This is a genomic window from Vibrio jasicida 090810c, from assembly GCF_002887615.1.
GTDB lineage: Bacteria > Pseudomonadota > Gammaproteobacteria > Enterobacterales > Vibrionaceae > Vibrio > Vibrio jasicida.
On sequence record NZ_CP025793.1, the window covers coordinates 96,127 to 115,102 of the forward strand.

Here is an 18,976-nt window from a genome sequence, read left to right on the forward strand (position 1 = left end):
CACTCTCATGCACTCGCCTGAACAATGCTTTACTCGATTTACTGCTGATATTTCTGGCTACGACTTGCCAGCGCAGTTTACGTTTCCGTTCTACTACACGCCTCACCCATTATGTGTGTTGGCTGCCGGGCAATTGCAGCAGCACCTAATGACACAAACTGACTTCGAACACGATTTTGGTCTTGAGGATGAGCAAAACGGACGCGGCAAGATGTTCGGTGTTTTGCTAGTACGTAACCCGCAAGGTGAGCTTGGTTATTTCAGCGCTTTCTCTGGCAAGATTGCCGATCAAAACTTGCTTCCAGGTTTTGTTCCACCCGTATTCGACATGCTGACAGAAGAAGGTTTCTTCCGAGGTGAGACAGATGCCATCAATGCTGCGAACGCGGAATACAAAGCCTTTGCTGCCAACCCTGAACTGGCACAACTGAAAGCAGAAATCAAAGCCGACCGTGAAGCGTATCAGCAAGAAGAAAATGCCCATCGCCAAGTTATGATTGCCGGCCGTGCAGAACGTAAACAGCAGCGCAAACAAGGCGAACAAACACTGAACCCAGCAGAATTGAAAGTGCTACTGGATGATTTGGGTAAACAAAGTGTGGCTGAGAAGAATGTGCTCAAGTACCTCAAACAAGCTTGGGACGAAAAGCTCGCAATCAAAGAAGCGCACTTAACCGAACTAGAACAAAAACTGGCAGAACTCAAAGAGCAGCGCAAAGACTTGTCTAACGCGCTACAACACAAACTGCATAAGCAATACCGCTTCTTGGACAACCACAGCGCCGAGCGCGATTTGGTAGATATTTTTGCTCCTACCACCAATCCAGTACCACCAGCAGGTGCTGGAGAGTGCGCAGCGCCGAAACTGCTTCAGTTCGCATACAAACATGGCTACCAACCGCTTGCGTTGGCTGAATTTTGGTGGGGCGTCTCACCGAAGTCGGAAGTGCGCCAGCACAAGAAGTTCTACCCATCTTGCAACAGCAAATGCCAACCGATTTTGGGGCACATGCTGCAAGGCTTGGATGTGGAACCAAACCCATTAGCAGAAAACTGGGCAGAAGATAAAGAGCTGGAAATTCTCTTCCAAGATGAAGCCATGGTGATCGTCAACAAGCCTTCGGGTCTGCTTTCCGTTCCGGGGAAAACCATCAAGGATTCGGCGTACACACGCCTGCAAGCGATGTTCCCAGATGTCGAAGGGCCGTTCGTCATTCACCGCCTAGATATGGCGACATCGGGGATTTTAGTGTTTGCTTTAACCAAACGCGCCAACAAGAGCCTGCAAAAGCAATTCATCACACGTGGCGTACAAAAGCGTTATATGGCGCTGTTAGAAGGCGTGTTAACCGAACCTGAAGGTGAAATCTCGCTACCGATGCGTGGCGATCCAGATGACCGTCCACGTCAACTGGTGTGCTTTGAACACGGTAAGCCCGCTGAAACTTACTGGCAACTGATTGAAGTGAAAGACGGACGCAGCAAGGTATACATGTACCCGAAAACAGGACGAACCCATCAGTTACGTGTACACAGCGCCCACCACATGGGATTGAACATGGCAATGGTTGGTGACGGCTTGTATGGCGAAAAAGCCAACCGCCTGCATTTGCACGCTGAGATGTTGGAGTTAGACCATCCATACAGCAAAGAGCGTATGTGTTTCCAAGCAGAGTGTGAGTTTTAAAACGACTTATCAATGCAGAATAGATAGCAAAAAGGCACTGAATTTCAGTGCCTTTTTTACGTTTAGAGCGAGATAAGGTTAACTCACCTTAAACTTCGTCCACACTTGAGAGCGCCAGCGTCTTGCCATGATGATACCGCGTACCCATTCATCCAGCGCAATCGCCATCCAAGCACCAATCACGCCGTAACCCAAATGAATACCGAAGAGGTAAGAAAACACCACACCCAAGCCCCACATGCTCAGAATACCCATCTGTACTGGGAACTTGATATCTCCAGCGCCTTTCAGTGCCGAGATGAAGATAAGGTTAAACACGCGGCCCGCTTCTAGCACGATTGAGCCCATCACCAATGCGCCTGCCAATGCCAAGATTTCAGGCTGATCGGTAAATACACTCAAAATCTCTTCGTGGAACAGGTAGATCAAACACGTTGCCGCCGTTGATGCAGCAAAGCCAACTAAGAAATAAATCTGCACGCGTTTCAGAATACTGGTTACCCAACCTTTACCTATGTAATAGCCAGTCTGAATTTGAGCCGCCTGTCCAATGGCCAACGCAAAGGCGAACGAGAAACGCGCGATGTTTTGCGCATAAGTAAACGCCGCAAGTGATGACGTCCCCATTTGCACTACAAAATACACGATACAGATCTGCGCCATGTTGTAAGACAGCACCTCACCCGCGTTCATTCCACCGATTTTTAAGATCTTCTTGAACACGTCTTTCGGCACTTGTTTTACCTTGGACATAGGCAGTTCAATGCTGCTGCGTTTCAAAATCACGCCCAACAATAACGTACCGATTACTTGGCTGACCACTGTCGCTACTGCAACACCTTCAACGCCATAAACAGGCAAGCCAAATGGCTGATAAAGTGCAATGTAGTTACCGATGATGTTGAACACACCAGAAATCAGGTTCACTACCATTGGTGAGCGTGAATAACCGTGGCTACGCAGAATCGTGGTAAAGACGATACCGATGGTGACGTTGAACGTCATCGCACCGCTGATCAGCAGGTACTCGCGCGCATATTGCTCAACCTGAGCTTCTAAGCCGTAATACGGTAAGAAGAAAACCGCGCCAATCACGGCGAGTACACTTAAGAACGCACCAACAATGACCGATAACGCAACACTGCCGACACCGACATCGACCGACTCTCTTTCACGCCCTGCACCGTTATATTGCGCAATCAAAATGCCCGTGCCACTACTGACAAAGGTGGATACGATGATCAGGAAAAACGTTAATTGAGTGATAACGCCGACCGCAGACACGGCTTTGTCTGAGTAACCACTCAACATGAATACGTCACTGGTTCCTAAAGCCGTCCGTAGCAAAATTTCGACAAGTATCGGCCAAGCCAATGCCACGATGGACATACGTTGGTTGATATTCTGGCTTTTAGGCATGTGTTTGGGACCTTTCCTACAACTAAAACTGCCCCACAGAAAACTGTGAGGCAGTTCAAAAAATTAGATTTCTTAGAATTTGGCTATGTTTGTTGATTGTGTATTTAATCAACAAAATGCAGGCGCGAATTCTAGACGGACTTTGGTCACAAATACAGCGATATTTCGCCTGTTTCGCAAAATATTTTCTAATGGGTTAGAGACGCACTTTAACTCGGAGAACGAAACTTAGACACAGTCGATTGACGGACAATCAGATCAATCGGTGGCAGACGAACTTCGTGCCTATCTCCGCTCAACAAATTGAGAATGGACTCAGCACAAACTGCACCAACTTCTTCAATCGGTTGACGCATTGTGGTAAGCGCAGGTGTGAAATATTGCGAAGTTGGCAAGTCATCAAAACCAATCACAGAGACATCTTGAGGCACACGAATACCATGATCATGCAATGCCTTTATCGCCCCATAGGCCGTTTGGTCATTGGCAGCAAACAGTGCTGAAAAGTGCACTTTCGATTCAATCAACTCAACGGTTTTTTCATAACCGGTTTCACTGCTGAAATCGCCTTGCTTGACCAATTTTGGCAACACTTTAATACCTGCTTCTTGCAGGGCATTTTTGTATCCCACAAAACGAGCCACCGCATCCGGTTGATTCAATAACCCTTTGATATGGGCGATATTCACATGGCCCTGTTGCATTAGATGCAGCGTCGCCATGTATCCGCCCAATACATTATCTATATTTATCGATCGAACCTTGTCACCTATCACGTCATATCCAACAGCAACGACGGGAATTCGCTGGGCATAATCGAGAATCTGCTCTTCCGTTAAACTGCCCGTCACGATGATTACACCGTCTACATTACTCTTTGCCAAATACTCCAAAGCATGAGATTCCAGTGAACGCTGCCAATGCCCTGTAGCAATCACAAGTGAATACCCCTGTGCATTGAGCCCCTTTTCCATGTCATTCAAGATACGACTGGAATGTGGACTTTCAGGATGCTGGATCAGCACACCTATCGTCATTGAACGCGTATTGGTGCCCTGTCCCATTTGATAGTTCGGTTTGTAACCGAGTGATTTGATCGCCTTTTCAATATTCTGACTTTTCTCGTCAGAGACATACGTCGTGCGATTGAGGAAACGTGAAACGGTACTCGGGGAAACCCCCGCCAACTTTGCCACATCATAAATGGATGCCGCTTTTTTATTTTTTTTCATTGTAGGAATTTTCCCAGCAAGCTAATAATAAAAATATAAGTTGCGACGGGGAGCGCGACAACGTTTTGATAAGGGAAATGAGAACTAGATAAGTCGCCAGTACGCAAACGCGCACTGGCTTTCATATCGGGGATTTAGAATGTTGCGAGCGAGTTTTCACTCAGCGCATCAAATAGATGAATAGCATCCAAATCTAAGTAAAGTGTGAGTGTGTCCACATCCACTTCTGCGGCTTGAGTTTCCACCATCAAAGGCTGGCCCGCGATTTCAGTCTTCAATAGAATGCTGGCGCCTAGTAGCTCCTTGTCTTTAATTTTGACAGGGAATGGCAGTACGCGATCGTGATCGACCTGTTCTGCACGCAGATGGATATCCGTTGGACGAACACCAAAGTGCAAAGCTAAGTTCTTAGACGCATGCGCTTTAAAACGTTCTGGCAACGGAATACGAACCTCGCCCAATTCCACTTCCCAGTTGCCTTCCTCACCCACTAGCTTCGCATCCAGCATGTTCATTGATGGGTTACCAATAAACTGAGCCACAAATTTGTTTGCCGGGCGTTGGAACACTTCTGTTGGTGTACCGACCTGAGCCACATAACCATCTTTTAGAATCACGATGCGATCCGCCAATGTCATGGCTTCAATCTGATCATGTGTCACGTAAATGGTAGTGGTCTTCAGTTCACGGTGAAGGTGTTTGATCTCTTCACGCATGACGCCACGTAACTTGGCATCTAGGTTCGACAACGGCTCATCAAACAGGAATACTTTTGGCGTACGTACCATTGCACGACCCATTGCCACGCGTTGACGTTGACCACCAGACAACTCTTTTGGCTTACGTTCTAATAACGCGTCAAGCTCAAGCATTTTCGCAGCTTTGCGTACTTCGACATCGATTTGGTCTTTTGGCATCCCTTTTAGCTTAAGGGCAAAAGCGATGTTCTCGTAAACCGTCATATGTGGGTACAGTGCATAACTTTGGAACACCATCGCAAGGTCACGGTCTTTGGCATCGACTTTGTTCATCAACTTGTCACCGACGTAAATCTCACCACCAGTGATGCTTTCCAACCCCGCAAGCATACGTAGTGTAGTCGACTTACCACAGCCCGAAGGACCGAGAAAAACCACAAACTCGCCATCTTGAACCGTAAAGTCGAAGTGTTTCACAACCTCAACATCATCGTAGGATTTCTTGATGTTTTTGAATTCGACTTTTGCCATTACTGGTTCTCCTCTGCTCGATCTAGCAGCATGTTGCGATAAGCAATTGCGCTCGCTTTTAAGGTGCGTTTTTGCGTTTGGTAATCCACGTGAACAATGCCAAAGCGCTGCTTATAACCATAAGCCCACTCAAAGTTATCCATTAGGCTCCAAGCGAAGTAACCATCGACCTTCACACCAGCCTTAATAGCAGCATCTAGCGCTTCTAGGTGCTGCTGGAAGTAACGCACACGTTGCTCATCATTCACTTCGCCGTCAATGCAATGGTCATCACCAGCCGCGCCGTTTTCAGTGATGTAAAGTGGTGGTAGGTTCGGGTAACGGTCCTTCAAACGCAGGAGTAAATCCGTCAGCGCTTGTGGGTGAATTTCCCAACCAATGAATGTGTGCTCTTGCTCCGGTTGAGGTACTGTTTCAATATCGCCATGTTCGTTGTAGCGCACCACACAACGGGTGTAGAAGTTAATGCCAATAAAGTCCAAGTCAGTTTGAATAATATCGAGGTCACCTTCCAGAATCATAGGTAGGTTATGCGCCTGACGATCCAACACAATTTGAGGGTATTCCCCCTTCAGTACTGGGTCCATAAACCAATGGTAGCCTTCTGCATCACTGTATTCTGCCGCACCAATGTCTGCGTCACTGTATGGGTAAGCAGGTGTCGCATTGAAGACACAACCGTGCATCGCATTGGGTGCATTCTTACGCATGTGTGGAATCGCAAGACCATGGGCCAACATCAAGTGGTGCGCAGACAAGAAACCTTCACGTTCCCCCTTAAGACCCGGAGCATGTTCACCCCAGCGGTAACCTAAGTAAGCAGAGCAGAACGGTTCGTTTAATGTCGCGTATGAATCAATCTTATCACCGAAGTAAGCACTAACTACCTTCGCGTATTCCTCAAACTTGTAAGCTGTTTCTCGGTTTAGCCAACCGCCTTTGTCTTCTAGGTATTGAGGTAGGTCCCAGTGGTAAAGCGTAACGAAAACCTTCAAACCGCGAGCGTGACACTCATCGATGATTTGCTCGTAAAACTTCAAACCTTCTTCATTCACTTTGCCATCTTCAGGAATGATGCGCGGCCACGCCATCGATAGACGGTAAGCGCCCACACCCAAACCTTGGATCATCTCGATGTCTTGTTTCCACAAATGGAAGTGATCACATGCAACGTCGCCATTGTCTGCGTTATCAACTGCGCCTGGCTTATTGCAAAACGTGTCCCAAATCGAAGGTGTACGACCACCTAGCTGCGCACCGCCTTCAATCTGATAAGAAGAGGTTGCGACACCAAATAAGAACTCTGGGCTACGTAATTTTGAATCTTGTGGTAGTTGGAATTTATTCATTGTTATAAAACCTTTTATTTCGCTTAGCCCTTGACGGCACCAGAGGTCAAGCCGCTGATCATCTGTTTTGAGGCAAATAAGTAAGTAATCACTAACGGTAAAATGGAGATGGTGGTTCCGAGCATCACCGCTCCCCACGGCGTATTCGGAATGCCCTGCACACTTCGCAGTGCCTGCGTAATCACGTAGTTTTCTGGCGTTGTCAGAACCACAAGTGGCTGCATAAACATGTTCCAGAAGAAGACAAACTGCACGATTGCTAGGGTTGCGAGCGCCGGTTTCATCAGTGGCAATACCACGCTCCAGTAAGTACGGAATTCACCTGCGCCATCTAACTTCGCCGCTTCTAACAGCTCTTTAGGAATCGATGCCACGACGTGTTGGCGCATCAAGAAAATACCAAATGGTGTGGTCGTGAACGGCAACCAAACCGCTAAGTGGTTATCGAGTAAGCCAAGAAACTTCACGATCATGAAGTACGGGATCAAGCTCAATACAGGTGGAATCATCATCGAACCAACCAGCATGCCAAACAGCAGGTTTTTTCCCTTGAACTTGTACACCGCAAAGGCGTAACCACCCATGCTACAAAACAACAATGAAATCGTGGTACCTAGGAACGCGATGTATATAGAGTTAAACATCGCCTGCCAAAAAGGCATGATTTCCAGCAACTTGGCGTAGTTCACCGCGAGGCTGTCGCCAATCGCAAAGCTGATGCCTGTGCCGAAGATTTCAGTGCGGTCACGCGTCGATAGCAACGCCGACCAAATGAATGGGAATACAGTCATGATGGCAGACACCACCAACACAGTGCCGAGCATCACCATTAATATCTTGGTAAAGATCTCGATGCTGCGATCGCTTGGACACCAACGCTGCGCCGCAGGTAAGGTAGTTGTAGTCATCTTATTGCTCCCCTAGACCTTTCTTACCGAAGAAGAAGAATTGAATCGCCGTACAGCCTGCAATCAAGGTAAACAGTAACCATGAAATCGCTGACGCAGTCCCCATCTCTAACCACTCCCAGCCCACTTTGTAGAGGTACATAGAGATGGTTAAACCAGACTGACCTGTACCACCCGTACCGCGCGTTAGGACGAAAGGTTCTTCGAACAGCTGCAAGTTACCGATGATGGTCATGGTGACCGCAAAGAAGATGAATGGACGAATCATTGGCAGCGAAATGCTCCAGAAACGACGCCATGCGTTTGCACCGTCCATGCGTGCCGCTTCTAGGATGTCTTTAGGAATCGTCATCAAGCCCGTGGTGTAAAGCACGATGTTGAAACCGGTGTATTTCCAGAACACCATGATGGCGATAGAAGGCTTTACCATAGTTGCATCATCTAACCAACGGATTGGTTGGAAATCGTTAACCCAAGAGAATGCCCAGCCGAACAGCGTGCTATCTGCCAACGCCATCAAGCTTTGGTTGATAATCCCTGAGTTTGGCGAATACATGTTGAAGAAGATGAGCGATGCAGCCACCGTTGAAGTGATGAACGGTAGGAAGTAAGCCGACGTTAACCAGTGGCGGAAACGGTCACCCAAAGACACCAAAATGTACGCAACAGGCAATGCCACCAAGTGTTGCGCGACACCAGAAGTTACAGCTAGCCAGAGTGTGTTCTTTAATGAACGCCAAAGCCACGGGTCGGTCAGTGCAATGTGGTAATTCTCAAAACCCACATAATCCATCGCCCCCAAACCTTCAACAGGGTTCCACTCATGGAAGGAAAGAAAAATAGAAAACAGTAACGGGAAAATCCCAAACACGGAAAAAATAATCAAAAACGGCAGTAGGAATCCATACGGTGTAAGCGCTTTCAAATTTAGACGAGAAAAAATACTCTCACGCTCTGATGTTTCCATTACCTTGCTCGCTGCCTGATTCATAGTAACGACCTCTCATCAGGAGGGCGTGGTGCCCTCCTTGCTTACCAAATAGCAAATTGCTTACATGTTGCGAGTACGGCGCTTGATCATGCGCTCTGCATCTTTCAATGCCGTTTCAATGTCTTTGCCTTCATCCAACACTTCCATCAGTGCATTTTCTAAGATGATAGAGCGAGCAACGTGGTCGCCTTTAGCTGGTGCCACTGGTTTGATGTTTTGTGCTACTTCTGCAAACAGTAAGCGCGCCTGCTGACCACCTAAGAATTCAATTTTCTCTTCAAACATAGGGTCGTCGTAAGTTGTGGTGTTTGCAGGGAACGCTGCAATAGTGTCGAAGTGTTTAAGTTGAATCTCACGCTTAGTTGTCATGTATTCGATCAGCTTCCAAGCGTCATCTTGGTGCTTAGATTGCGTAGGAATCGATAGGAATGAGCCGCCCCAGCTTCCGTAAATACCATCAGGAAGGTTAGATACGCCCCAGCTGCCTGCTGTTTCTGGCGCAATCCAGTTGTTTAGGTGACCAAGTAGCCAAGCACCAGAAAGCTGTGTTGCAAATGTGCCGTTACGGAAGCCTTCGTACCATTCGTTTGACCACGCAAGAATGCGACCGTCCAAGCCTTTATCACGGATCTCTTTCGCTACTTCAAAAGCGTGAACAAAGCGCTCTGACGTCACTACTGGGTTGCCGTCTTTATCAAAGTAAAGACCTTCCCCCTCGGGTACTGTGGTGAAGATGATCGCTTGCGCCACATCTGCTGCAGAAGCAATCAATTGAACATTCTGTTGTTTAAGTTTTTCACCTGCTGCAATGTAAGAATCCCAATCTTTGATTGCCTCATTGATATCAATACCCGCTTTTTCAAAAATGTCAGTGCGGTAATACATCACACCTGGACCAAGGTCGACAGGCATACCGTACACATCACCGTCTGCGCCTTTACCTTGCGCCCATGCATAAGGTGCGAAGCTCTCTGCATATTTATCAGCGCCGTATTTTTCAGACAGGTTAACCAAACCACCCGATGCCACAAATGGGCCTATTTTTTCTACATCAACAACAATCACATCACCCGCACCAGAGCCCGTTGCTAGGTTGGTTGTTAGCTTTGTATGGTGATCACCGTGGTTATTCATCAGGTAATCAACCTTAATCCCTGTTTCTTTCTCGAAATCCGGTAGCAGCACTTTCAAACTGCTGTCGAAATCTGGGAAGCCATCAAAGCGAATTTTGGATTCATCAGCTGCGTTTACCGTCACAGCCACACCCAATGCAGCGGTCATCGCAAGCGTCAAAGTTTTCAGTTTCATGTTGTTGTCCTTAATTATCGTTTTATAGGGTATGCAGTTCCTTGACCGAACTTCTTGGCACTAAGGCCGGTGATAATTTGAAGTTCACATCTCGTTTGTTTTTATTGAGGATTTGAATCACGAGCTGGACAGCTTCAGCACTCATTTGCTCAATAGGGAAGTTAACTGTGGTAAGGGCTGGCGTGAGGTAGCGCGCAAACAAAATGTCATCAAATCCAACCAGAGATACTTGCTCAGGAACATCAACGCCATGGGCTTTAAGCACTTCATAAGCACCAAAGGCCATGTGATCATTACAAGCAAATACGGCAGTAAAATGACAATCGCGCTTCAACAACTTGCGCATTGCGCTTTCCCCAGACTCTTCGGTAAAACCGGCCTCTGAGACCAATGCTTCGTCATACTCAATTCCCGCTTCTTCAAGAGCCTTGCGGTAACCTTGTAGACGCCCCCGTGCATCGGACTTGTCCAGAGGGCCGGTGATACACGCTATGTTGCGATGCCCCATACGCAACAAGTATTCGCTCGCCAACTGGCCACCAAATTCGTTGTCGATCTCAATACAGCTTTGTGCCATTTCAGGGATGAAGCGGTTAACTAACACCACCGGCATACCTTTTTCTTTAAGATCGATTAAATAATCATCTGTTAGGTTTTGTGCGTGCAAAATCATGGCATCAACGCGTCGACCAAGCAGAAACTCCACCGATTCACGCTGACTTTGTTCTGAGTTAGAACCCGCTGTAACAATCACGTGGTAGCCAAAACGACGTAGACGCTCTTCCATGCTGTGTAAGATGCCAGAGTAAAATGGACCACCAAGCTCCGGCACTATGATGCCAATGCTGCCCGTACGGCTTGATGCCAATGCCTGCGCAATAGAATTAGGACGATAGCCAAGTGTTTGAATCGCTTTTTCGACTTTCAGCTTTTTATCATGACTCACTCGGCTGGTGCCGTTGATCACACGAGAAACCGTAGCCTGAGAAACACCAGCGTATTCAGATACATCTTTAATCGTCGCCACAAGAAACCTCTTCCACTTGAACCTCAAGATTCAATCTTGCTTCGAGACAAGCTCCTCGAAACCGCTTTCATGGCAGCTAGTATTTCGGATTCACTGAGGTGTTATCGTGAGAGAAATCACACCGAAATCCCTTTAAATTCGGGCAATGTTTGAAAGAATGAGGCGCGTGGCAGTTTGCTTTCATTTCATGAAACCGTTTCATGAAATGGTTATTTCACGCTCAAATGAAACCAAGCAAAGGCATTGATTTCACAACTCTTTAATATCGATCCATGAATCAAAAACGGCGAGTAAGAAAAAAAAGAGCCGCAAATGCGGCTCAAAATAGGGTTAAGAATGGACAGTTTGGCACTCAACTGGCTGCAATGAGCGCCATGACAAAATAGAGAGAGTTAAGAGTGTAGTTTGAGATGGCTTACCACCAAGCTTCCCACATCGCACCTAGGCTAACCGTATCTTGCTTAGGATCGTTGATGCCAGTCGCTTTGTTGTCCACCTCACCGACTGTTGCGTAGAAGCGCAGCATTGGTCGAGCACCAGCGCCCCAATCAAACGAGATGTTTTGTGATAGGGTGACTTTCCAACCTGTGTTGTCATCGTCAGCACGTGCGTAGTCTACCATCTGGTAGCCTGCTTCTAACCACGTAGAGTGTGCATCGTTCCAAAAGTACATCGGGCGTACGATAGCACTGTAGTTGGTGCGCTCATCTTCCACCGCACTTGAACCATCAACGGAATAATCGTGGTAAGCCAATAGGTATTCAATCGCGGCTTTTTCACCGAGATCGGCATTACCTTCGAAACTTGCATAAATCGTAGTGAGATCTTCTGTTTTCCAGAATACGCCGTTATCGGCATTGTCTGAATAACGCAATACTAAACGGTTTGAACCACTATCGTGTGCACGAGAAATCACCGCACCCAATTGGTACGCGTCTATGTGCTCAGAGCTATCAATCGCTTCGGAATCAAAGCCGTAGTTTGCGTACAACTCTAGATCTGCAAAACCCATGTCGATACCATGCAATTTAGAAGTGAAAGCGTATGCGCCGCTGTCACCCGTTCCTGCACCACCCGTACATGAGATAGAAGGGTTTGAACCTGGATCGACAATTTCTGGGCTACAATTTTCTACCGCTGCAACCACACCGAAATCCAGCTTCACAGAGCCAAGCTCAAGGTTATTGATACCACCACCTTGACCATCATGCATCATCCAAAAGTAGTCATTGATGCCTTGTTGTGGACGTTGATGGAAATCACGACCCGCCCAAATGTAAGCATTCGGCTGGCTTTCGAAAACATTCGTTACCCCTGCGTAAGCCTTTTTCAGGTTTACTTCATCACCCCAGTGATCGAACATCACAACCACATCCCAGATCGCACCGCTGTCATTCTTGAACGCTTTCGCTAACTGGAATTCACCGCCGTTGCCTTCGTTACCTAATCGACCAATTGCTGATGACCCATTAAATGAACCATCAACCATCACGTATTTCTGGTCGCCAGCTTGATAATGTGCGCCGTAGCGAGCATAGCCGGAGAAGACAACACCATAAGGAATCTCAATATCCGGAGTCAGTACAGCCGGTTGTTGATCATCAACATAATTAGGATCGATGCGATTCTCCAGTTCTTGAATGCGTTTTTCCAGAGCTTCTACATCAGAATCGGCAGCAAAAGTAGAGAGAGAAGCAAGCGAAGCGGCCACTGCAAGCGCGAGAGGTAAAACCTTTAAGTTTTTCATGTGATTTCCCTAAGTTTTTAGTAGGTGTAATTATTTCAATAGGGATCTTAAGGAATGAAACGTTTGAAAAGCCGCTACGGCTTCACATGGCCATCGTGTTCAAAATGACATGAAACAACGCGTGAAACTCAAAATATTTATTAGCGCGTAAAATCAGACAGTTAAAATAGTGCTTGTTAGATTTTACATTTTGAAATCGCTTTCATTTCACAGGATTGTTTAATTTCTATCACGTTAATTTGTGCAAAATAAGAGCAATCCACTCATGATGACATGAAACATTTCATAATCATGAAACATTTCATACTTCGTAAATTTCTTACAAATTCAACAAGTCACGTAAATAACAAACATGCTTCATATCACAATTAAGGGCTTTGCTATTCCATGTACTACTTAATTACGACCTAGAATAGGCATTAAGTAAGTCTAAAGTAGGGATACACAATGTCGAAATTGGCCGGAGCACGCCTAGAAGAAATGGCGGATATCCGATCGACAAGAAAAAAGAAGATAGTTTTTCTCTGTTCTAGCATCGCCACTGCATTTCTAACCTATGGCTCTGTCCTACACTACCTTGAAGGAAATTGGGGGCTCAGTTTACTCATTGGTTTATGTGCTTTGGCATGCTTAACCATCAGCTATCTGATCAAAGTCCGTGGTCACCACCAATACGCAGATCTGTTGCTCACAGGCGTATTGATGTTTGATGGACTGTTGCTACTGCTTTATAACGACGCCCCTTCAGGTCGACTGCTTTGGCTCTACCCGATAGTGGCCGCCATTATCTTGATCAACGAATTCAAAGTCGGTCTGCTGTTTAGCGTGACGTACTCCCTCATCATCTTTTTCGGTTTAACCTTTTTAGAGAGTGTACCCACCGCCAGTGACATGACCGAACGCCGCTTTATGTTCACCCTTGTGGCGATCTGCTTTGTTTGTCATACCTTTTCTTACTATTACTCTAAAGTCGTGAACTACATTCAAACCCTTTATCGCGAAGGGATTGAAGAACTCGCCTATCTCGACCAATTAACGGGCCTTGCTAATCGTTGGAGCTTTGAAACCTGGGCACGTGCCAAGTTAGAAGAGTTGGAACAAGTTGAGACCAAAAGTGTCACAGCTTTAGTCTTTTTAGATATCGATAACTTCAAGCACATCAACGACAACTATGGCCACGATGTCGGCGACCGTGTGTTAAAACACTTTGCGACTCGCTTAAAAAACAACATTCGTAATAAAGACAGAAAAACGGACAAGCATGACTACTCGATTGCTCGCTTTGCTGGTGACGAGTTTGTCTTAATGCTTTACGACGTGCGCGGTAAGAAAGACCTAGACAATATTTTGGAGCGTATCGTCAACCTGTTCCAAAAAGGCTATCAAACGGACGACAACATCAATGAGTTAACCATGAGTGTGGGAGCGGCCATTTACGGCCAAGATGCAACAGATTTATCTGAACTGACTCGTTGCGCAGACAAAGCTATGTACGCTGCGAAGCACACTGGCAAAAACCAGTACGCATATTACGAGCATTGCTCACATGCAGAAGAGTTGCGTCATCAAAGACACTCGTTGGTTGGCGCAATGGGAAATGTGACTTCATTGCAGCGTGACGCCAGCTTATAAACCAAACTGTAGAGCCTAAGTTAGGCGTACATATACATGGCCCATAAGCCAACAAGTAAAAACGTGACAAGCCAGATCACTTGGCCGATTTTGCTTGGTTTATCATCTCGTGGGACAAGAACAGGTTTGAGCGCTCGCTCTTTCATTTTGCCGACAAGGCTTTTCTCAATCGCTCGCTTATAGAAAGCACGTCGTTTTTGAGCCGCGTTGGCCACCTTAGTAAAGCGGTGACGTTGCTCATTAGTAAAATCCGTTGCCTCATAGCGAGGAGGAAGATCGGAATGTTTAGGTTGTACTGCCATCTCATCCTCCTTGGTCGATGGGTGCACCTGTTTTAAGTATATACATAATTAACGCTTTATTGCCAAAAACCGTTGCATCTGAATAACATGCATAAAAAAAGCCACCCGCAGGTAGCTTCTATATAAATCAGTCTTCAATCACTTGTCAGAGATGGCGCTGTGCTTATAAGTACTCACATAGGTAAGCCGTTGCGTCTTTAACTTGAAGCTCAAATGATGAGTTACCTTCGACTTCAAAAAACTCACCGCTGTTGTAAGTCACCCAATCAACCTCTCCAGCTTTCTTTACGATCAGTGCACCTTTGACGACACTCATACGTTCAGGAGCTTGTGTACCAAACGTGTATTCACCTGGCAACATCACACCGACACTGACATCCTGTCCTTGTTGGCTAAAACCCAGTGACTTTACGCCACCAGCAAAATAACTGTTTTCCTTAATACTCATTCTTTGGTTTCCTTATCAAAAATCAGCTCTTTTTTACCCTGTTTCGGTTTACGACTCAAGTCTCTAAATTGACCTTTTTTGAGCTATCGAATACTCAATAACTGTGTTTCGGAATGTAAAAGTGGACATCAGATCATAGTTTAGGTGTCGCAAAGGCGAGATTGTTTGTTTTTGCAGCGTAAGCTTCTCACCATATTAAAAAAGGAAAACAAGCAGGGATCATGACGACCACACCGAGCCGAAAACGCCAGAAGAAACCAGGACCGCAACCTTCATTTTGGGCTCGTCATCAGTTCAGAATCATCAAAGGAGGATTTGCGACGTTTGGCTGCGCGCTGTTGAGCTTTCTCGGCTACCAACTTTACGCTTCTTATCTCGACTATATCGATCCAGATAAAGTGTATGGCGAATGGATTGAAATTGGTGCGCCGCCTTATCAGACCGAACAACTTTCCTTTACGCCCGACGGGGTCTTTCGCAACCATCGCCTCGTCGCTACCCAGTTTGAGTTCGATGGCAAAGTTGTCACCCTAAACACCGGACTAGGTAAAACAGCCTACCAACTGTCTGGTTCTCACCTCTCTCCCCAAATACGTCGCGTAGAACCAAAGCTACCTGACCAACGCTTTGTGCTTAAAGGATTCGAGCACACCGTACAAGGTTCAGAAATTGGTGCCGCGTCCAAACGCCGAGCCGCATTGAGCGAGCACTTCAATCGCAAGTAATCTTGTTATCGACCTCATCAATCATACGTATCTTTCCCCAAATTCAACGGGGCCGTTACTGGCAATTTCTAACGTAACTTGCTCTGTTACATAATAAAAATTTAATTTCACTCGCAAAATAACACCGCCAGACTGAGTAGATAATTAATTAAACGCATGCAAAATATTTATAAATTATTGGCTCAATATTGTATTTTCTATGCAAAACAATGTTTCTTGTAGTGAGATTTGTGTAACAGAGTCGAATCTTGATTTATTTTTTTTTGAAAAAAAAAAAAGCTTCTGAAATGCTGAATGTGATGCTTTTGCACAGTGTGTGAATCGGTTGTCTTTTCTGTCGCAAGAGCAGCTTGTGTTCGTGAATGAACATAAAATCAAGGATTGAGAGAGAAGTTATGATTCGATTTAACCTATGTGCAGCTGGGGTTGCCCTAGCTCTTTCTGGCGCTGCAAATGCGGCTCCAACAGCACCAAGTATCGACATGTATGGTTCTAATAACCTGCAATTTTCTAAAATTGAACTGGCAATGGAAACCACATCTGGCTACAACGACATGGTTAAGTACCATGAGCTAGCTAAGATCAACGTGAAATTTAACCAGTGGAGTGGTACTTCTGGTGACACTTACAACATCTACTTTGATGGAGTTCAAGTCGCAACAGGCCCTATCACTGGTAGCCAAACTACTGCGTCGTTTGAATACGGCCAAGGTGGTTTGTACCAAATGGAAATCGAAGCGTGTGACGCAACAGGCTGTGCGAAAAGCGCACCAGTAGAGATTACGATTGCGGATACAGACGGTTCTCATTTACCGCCGCTAACTATGAACGTTGACCCGAACAACAAAACCTACAACACCGACCCAAGTGTTGTCATGGGTACTTACTTTGTTGAGTGGGGCATCTATGGCCGTGACTACACGGTTGATAATATGCCGGTCGACAACCTGACTCACATACTTTACGGCTTCATCCCAATTTGTGGTCCAAATGAATCAGTGAAATCGGTTGGTGGCAATAGCTTCAACGCACTGCAAACCGCTTGTCGTGGTGTGAACGACTACGAAGTGGTTATCCATGACCCATGGGCAGCTTATCAAAAGAGTTTCGCGCAAGCTGGTCACGAATACAGCACGCCGATCAAGGGTAACTACGCGATGTTAATGGCATTGAAGCAACGTAACCCTGATCTAAAAATCATCCCATCGATCGGTGGTTGGACACTGTCTGACCCATTCTTCGATTTCGTTGATAAGATCAACCGTGACACGTTTGTCGCATCTGTGAAGAAATTCCTAAAAACATGGAAATTCTACGACGGTGTTGATATCGACTGGGAATTCCCTGGTGGTGGCGGTGCCGCAGCAGATAAAGGTGACCCAGTAAACGATGGCCCTGCTTACATCGCATTGATGCGTGAACTACGTGCAATGTTGGATGAGCTAGAAGCAGAAACAGGCCGTACTTACGAGCTAACGTCTGCAATCGGTGTAGGTTACGACAAAATTGAAGATGTTGATTACGCAGACGCTGTTCAGTACATGGACTACATCTTCGCAATGACTTACGACTTCTACGGCGGTTGGAACAACGTACCTGGTCACCAAACGGCACTTTACTGTGGTTCATTTATGCGCCCAGGTCAGTGTGACGGCAGCGGTGTAGATGAGAACGGTGAAGCGTACAAAGGTCCTGCATATACAGCCGACAACGGTATCCAACTTCTTCTAGCTCAAGGTGTTCCTGCGAACAAACTTGTACTAGGTACAGCAATGTATGGCCGTGGCTGGGAAGGCGTAACACCTGATACGCTAACCGATCCAAATGACCCAATGACAGGTACTGCAACAGGCAAACTGAAAGGCAGCACGACTCAAGGCGTCTGGGAAGATGGCGTGATTGACTACAAAGGCATTAAGTCATTCATGCTTGGTGCAAACAATAATGGTATCAACGGCTTTGAATACGGCTACGATGCACAAGCAGAAGCACCATGGGTGTGGAACCGTTCAACAGGTGAGCTGATCACATTTGATGACCACCGCTCTATTCTTGCGAAAGGTAACTACGCGAAGTCGCTAGGTCTTGCAGGTCTGTTCTCTTGGGAAATTGACGCAGATAACGGCGACATCCTGAATGCAATGCACGAAGGTATGGCGGGTGGTGTCGTTGTTCCACCAAACCGTAAACCAACGGCAGCAGCAGGTGCGGACCAAGCAGTAACAGGCCCTGCAAGTGTTGTGCTTGATGGCAGCAACTCAACAGACTCTGATGGCACAATCGCAAGCTACGCTTGGGAGCAAGTATCAGGTACAGCAGTGGCTCTATCTGGCGCAAACACTGCGACAGCAAGCTTTGATGCAGCAGAAGTGACTGCAGAAGAACAGCTAACGTTCAAGCTAACCGTGACAGACAATGACGGCGCAAGCGCTTCTGATCTTGTTGTGGTAACGGTTAAGCCTGCTGGCGTGATTGATCCACCAAATACAGCACCTGTTGCGCAGGTCTCTGCACCTGCAAGTGCGAAAGCTGGTGACATGGTTGTAATTGACGCTTCCGCTTCTAGCGATGCTGACAACGACACACTCACGTTCGATTGGACGCTACCTCAAGGTCTAAACGCAACAGTTAACGGCGCGAAAGTGACGTTCACAGCAGCAGAATACCCGCAAGACACTAGCCTAAGCTTCACAGTAAGCGTAAGCGATGGCCAAGCAGCATCTTCAGCAAGTGCAACCGTTGTTGTATCTAAGCACAGCACAGGTGGTGACACTTGTACTAACGCATGGGATTCAACAGCTGTTTACACTGGCGGTGACCAAGTGACTTACGCAGGTAAGACTTGGGAAGCGAAGTGGTGGACACAAGGACAAGATCCTAGTAAGTCTGGCGAATGGGGTGTTTGGAAAGAAGTTGGCCCAGCTAACTGTAACTAAGCACTGATAAAAGCGTTGTGATTCAACATCACTCGC

General features: G+C 46.5%; 15 protein-coding genes. 4 read left to right on the forward strand and 11 right to left on the reverse strand.

Annotated features, from left to right (window positions below):
- The first annotated feature begins 7 nt into the window (after window positions 1-7).
- Window positions 8-1,687 (forward strand): pseudouridine synthase, encoded by a 1,680-nt coding sequence (locus C1S73_RS18005; RefSeq protein WP_038869759.1) that lies wholly within the window; start codon window positions 8-10, stop codon window positions 1,685-1,687.
- Between the two features lie 78 nt (window positions 1,688-1,765).
- Here C1S73_RS18005 and C1S73_RS18010 read toward each other — a convergent pair whose 3' ends face one another.
- The 9 genes from C1S73_RS18010 to C1S73_RS18050 form a co-directional block, all read right to left on the reverse strand.
- Window positions 1,766-3,106, reverse strand: a complete 1,341-nt coding sequence (locus tag C1S73_RS18010) for an MATE family efflux transporter (RefSeq protein WP_038869762.1) — start codon at window positions 3,104-3,106, stop codon at window positions 1,766-1,768.
- 209 nt (window positions 3,107-3,315) lie between these two features.
- On the reverse strand, window positions 3,316-4,338 hold the full coding sequence (locus C1S73_RS18015; RefSeq protein ID WP_038869764.1) for a LacI family DNA-binding transcriptional regulator: 1,023 nt from the start codon (window positions 4,336-4,338) through the stop codon (window positions 3,316-3,318).
- A gap of 134 nt (window positions 4,339-4,472) precedes the next feature.
- Window positions 4,473-5,567 carry an ABC transporter ATP-binding protein gene (locus C1S73_RS18020; protein WP_038869766.1) on the reverse strand — a complete coding sequence of 365 codons (1,095 nt, stop codon included), beginning with the start codon at window positions 5,565-5,567 and terminating at the stop codon, window positions 4,473-4,475.
- Window positions 5,567-6,916 (reverse strand): GH1 family beta-glucosidase, encoded by a 1,350-nt coding sequence (locus tag C1S73_RS18025; protein WP_038869767.1) that lies wholly within the window; start codon window positions 6,914-6,916, stop codon window positions 5,567-5,569. The genes C1S73_RS18020 and C1S73_RS18025 overlap by 1 nt, the downstream gene beginning before the upstream one ends.
- 23 nt (window positions 6,917-6,939) lie before the next feature.
- Entirely contained in the window at window positions 6,940-7,824 is an 885-nt protein-coding gene (locus tag C1S73_RS18030) for a carbohydrate ABC transporter permease (protein WP_038869769.1), read from the reverse strand.
- Window position 7,825: 1 nt separating this feature from the next.
- On the reverse strand, window positions 7,826-8,815 hold the full coding sequence (locus tag C1S73_RS18035) for a carbohydrate ABC transporter permease (RefSeq protein WP_038869770.1): 990 nt from the start codon (window positions 8,813-8,815) through the stop codon (window positions 7,826-7,828).
- 60 nt (window positions 8,816-8,875) lie between these two features.
- Complete coding sequence (locus C1S73_RS18040; protein ID WP_038869771.1) at window positions 8,876-10,123, reverse strand: ABC transporter substrate-binding protein; 1,248 nt, start codon at window positions 10,121-10,123, stop codon at window positions 8,876-8,878.
- A 22-nt stretch (window positions 10,124-10,145) separates the two neighbouring features.
- Window positions 10,146-11,150, reverse strand: a complete 1,005-nt coding sequence (locus tag C1S73_RS18045) for a LacI family DNA-binding transcriptional regulator (protein WP_038869773.1) — start codon at window positions 11,148-11,150, stop codon at window positions 10,146-10,148.
- Between the two features lie 415 nt (window positions 11,151-11,565).
- Window positions 11,566-12,897, reverse strand: coding sequence for a carbohydrate porin (locus C1S73_RS18050; protein WP_038869775.1), 1,332 nt, complete (start codon window positions 12,895-12,897; stop codon window positions 11,566-11,568).
- A gap of 447 nt (window positions 12,898-13,344) precedes the next feature.
- Between C1S73_RS18050 and C1S73_RS18055 the strand changes: the two genes are divergently transcribed.
- Window positions 13,345-14,529 carry a GGDEF domain-containing protein gene (locus C1S73_RS18055; protein WP_038869777.1) on the forward strand — a complete coding sequence of 395 codons (1,185 nt, stop codon included), beginning with the start codon at window positions 13,345-13,347 and terminating at the stop codon, window positions 14,527-14,529.
- Between the two features lie 20 nt (window positions 14,530-14,549).
- Here the strand turns inward: C1S73_RS18055 and C1S73_RS18060 are convergent, their stop codons facing one another.
- Entirely contained in the window at window positions 14,550-14,831 is a 282-nt protein-coding gene (locus C1S73_RS18060; protein WP_038869778.1) for a hypothetical protein, read from the reverse strand.
- A 163-nt stretch (window positions 14,832-14,994) separates the two neighbouring features.
- The gene (gene ppnP / locus C1S73_RS18065; RefSeq protein WP_005448986.1) at window positions 14,995-15,279 is read right to left on the reverse strand and encodes a pyrimidine/purine nucleoside phosphorylase; all 285 of its coding nucleotides are present in this window, start codon (window positions 15,277-15,279) and stop codon (window positions 14,995-14,997) included.
- Window positions 15,280-15,500: 221 nt separating this feature from the next.
- Here ppnP and C1S73_RS18070 point away from each other — a divergent pair, with 221 nt between their 5' ends.
- Window positions 15,501-16,004, forward strand: a complete 504-nt coding sequence (locus C1S73_RS18070; RefSeq protein WP_038869780.1) for a DUF2850 domain-containing protein — start codon at window positions 15,501-15,503, stop codon at window positions 16,002-16,004.
- 395 nt (window positions 16,005-16,399) lie between these two features.
- On the forward strand, window positions 16,400-18,940 hold the full coding sequence (locus C1S73_RS18075) for a glycosyl hydrolase family 18 protein (RefSeq protein WP_038869782.1): 2,541 nt from the start codon (window positions 16,400-16,402) through the stop codon (window positions 18,938-18,940).
- Window positions 18,941-18,976 lie beyond the last annotated feature (36 nt).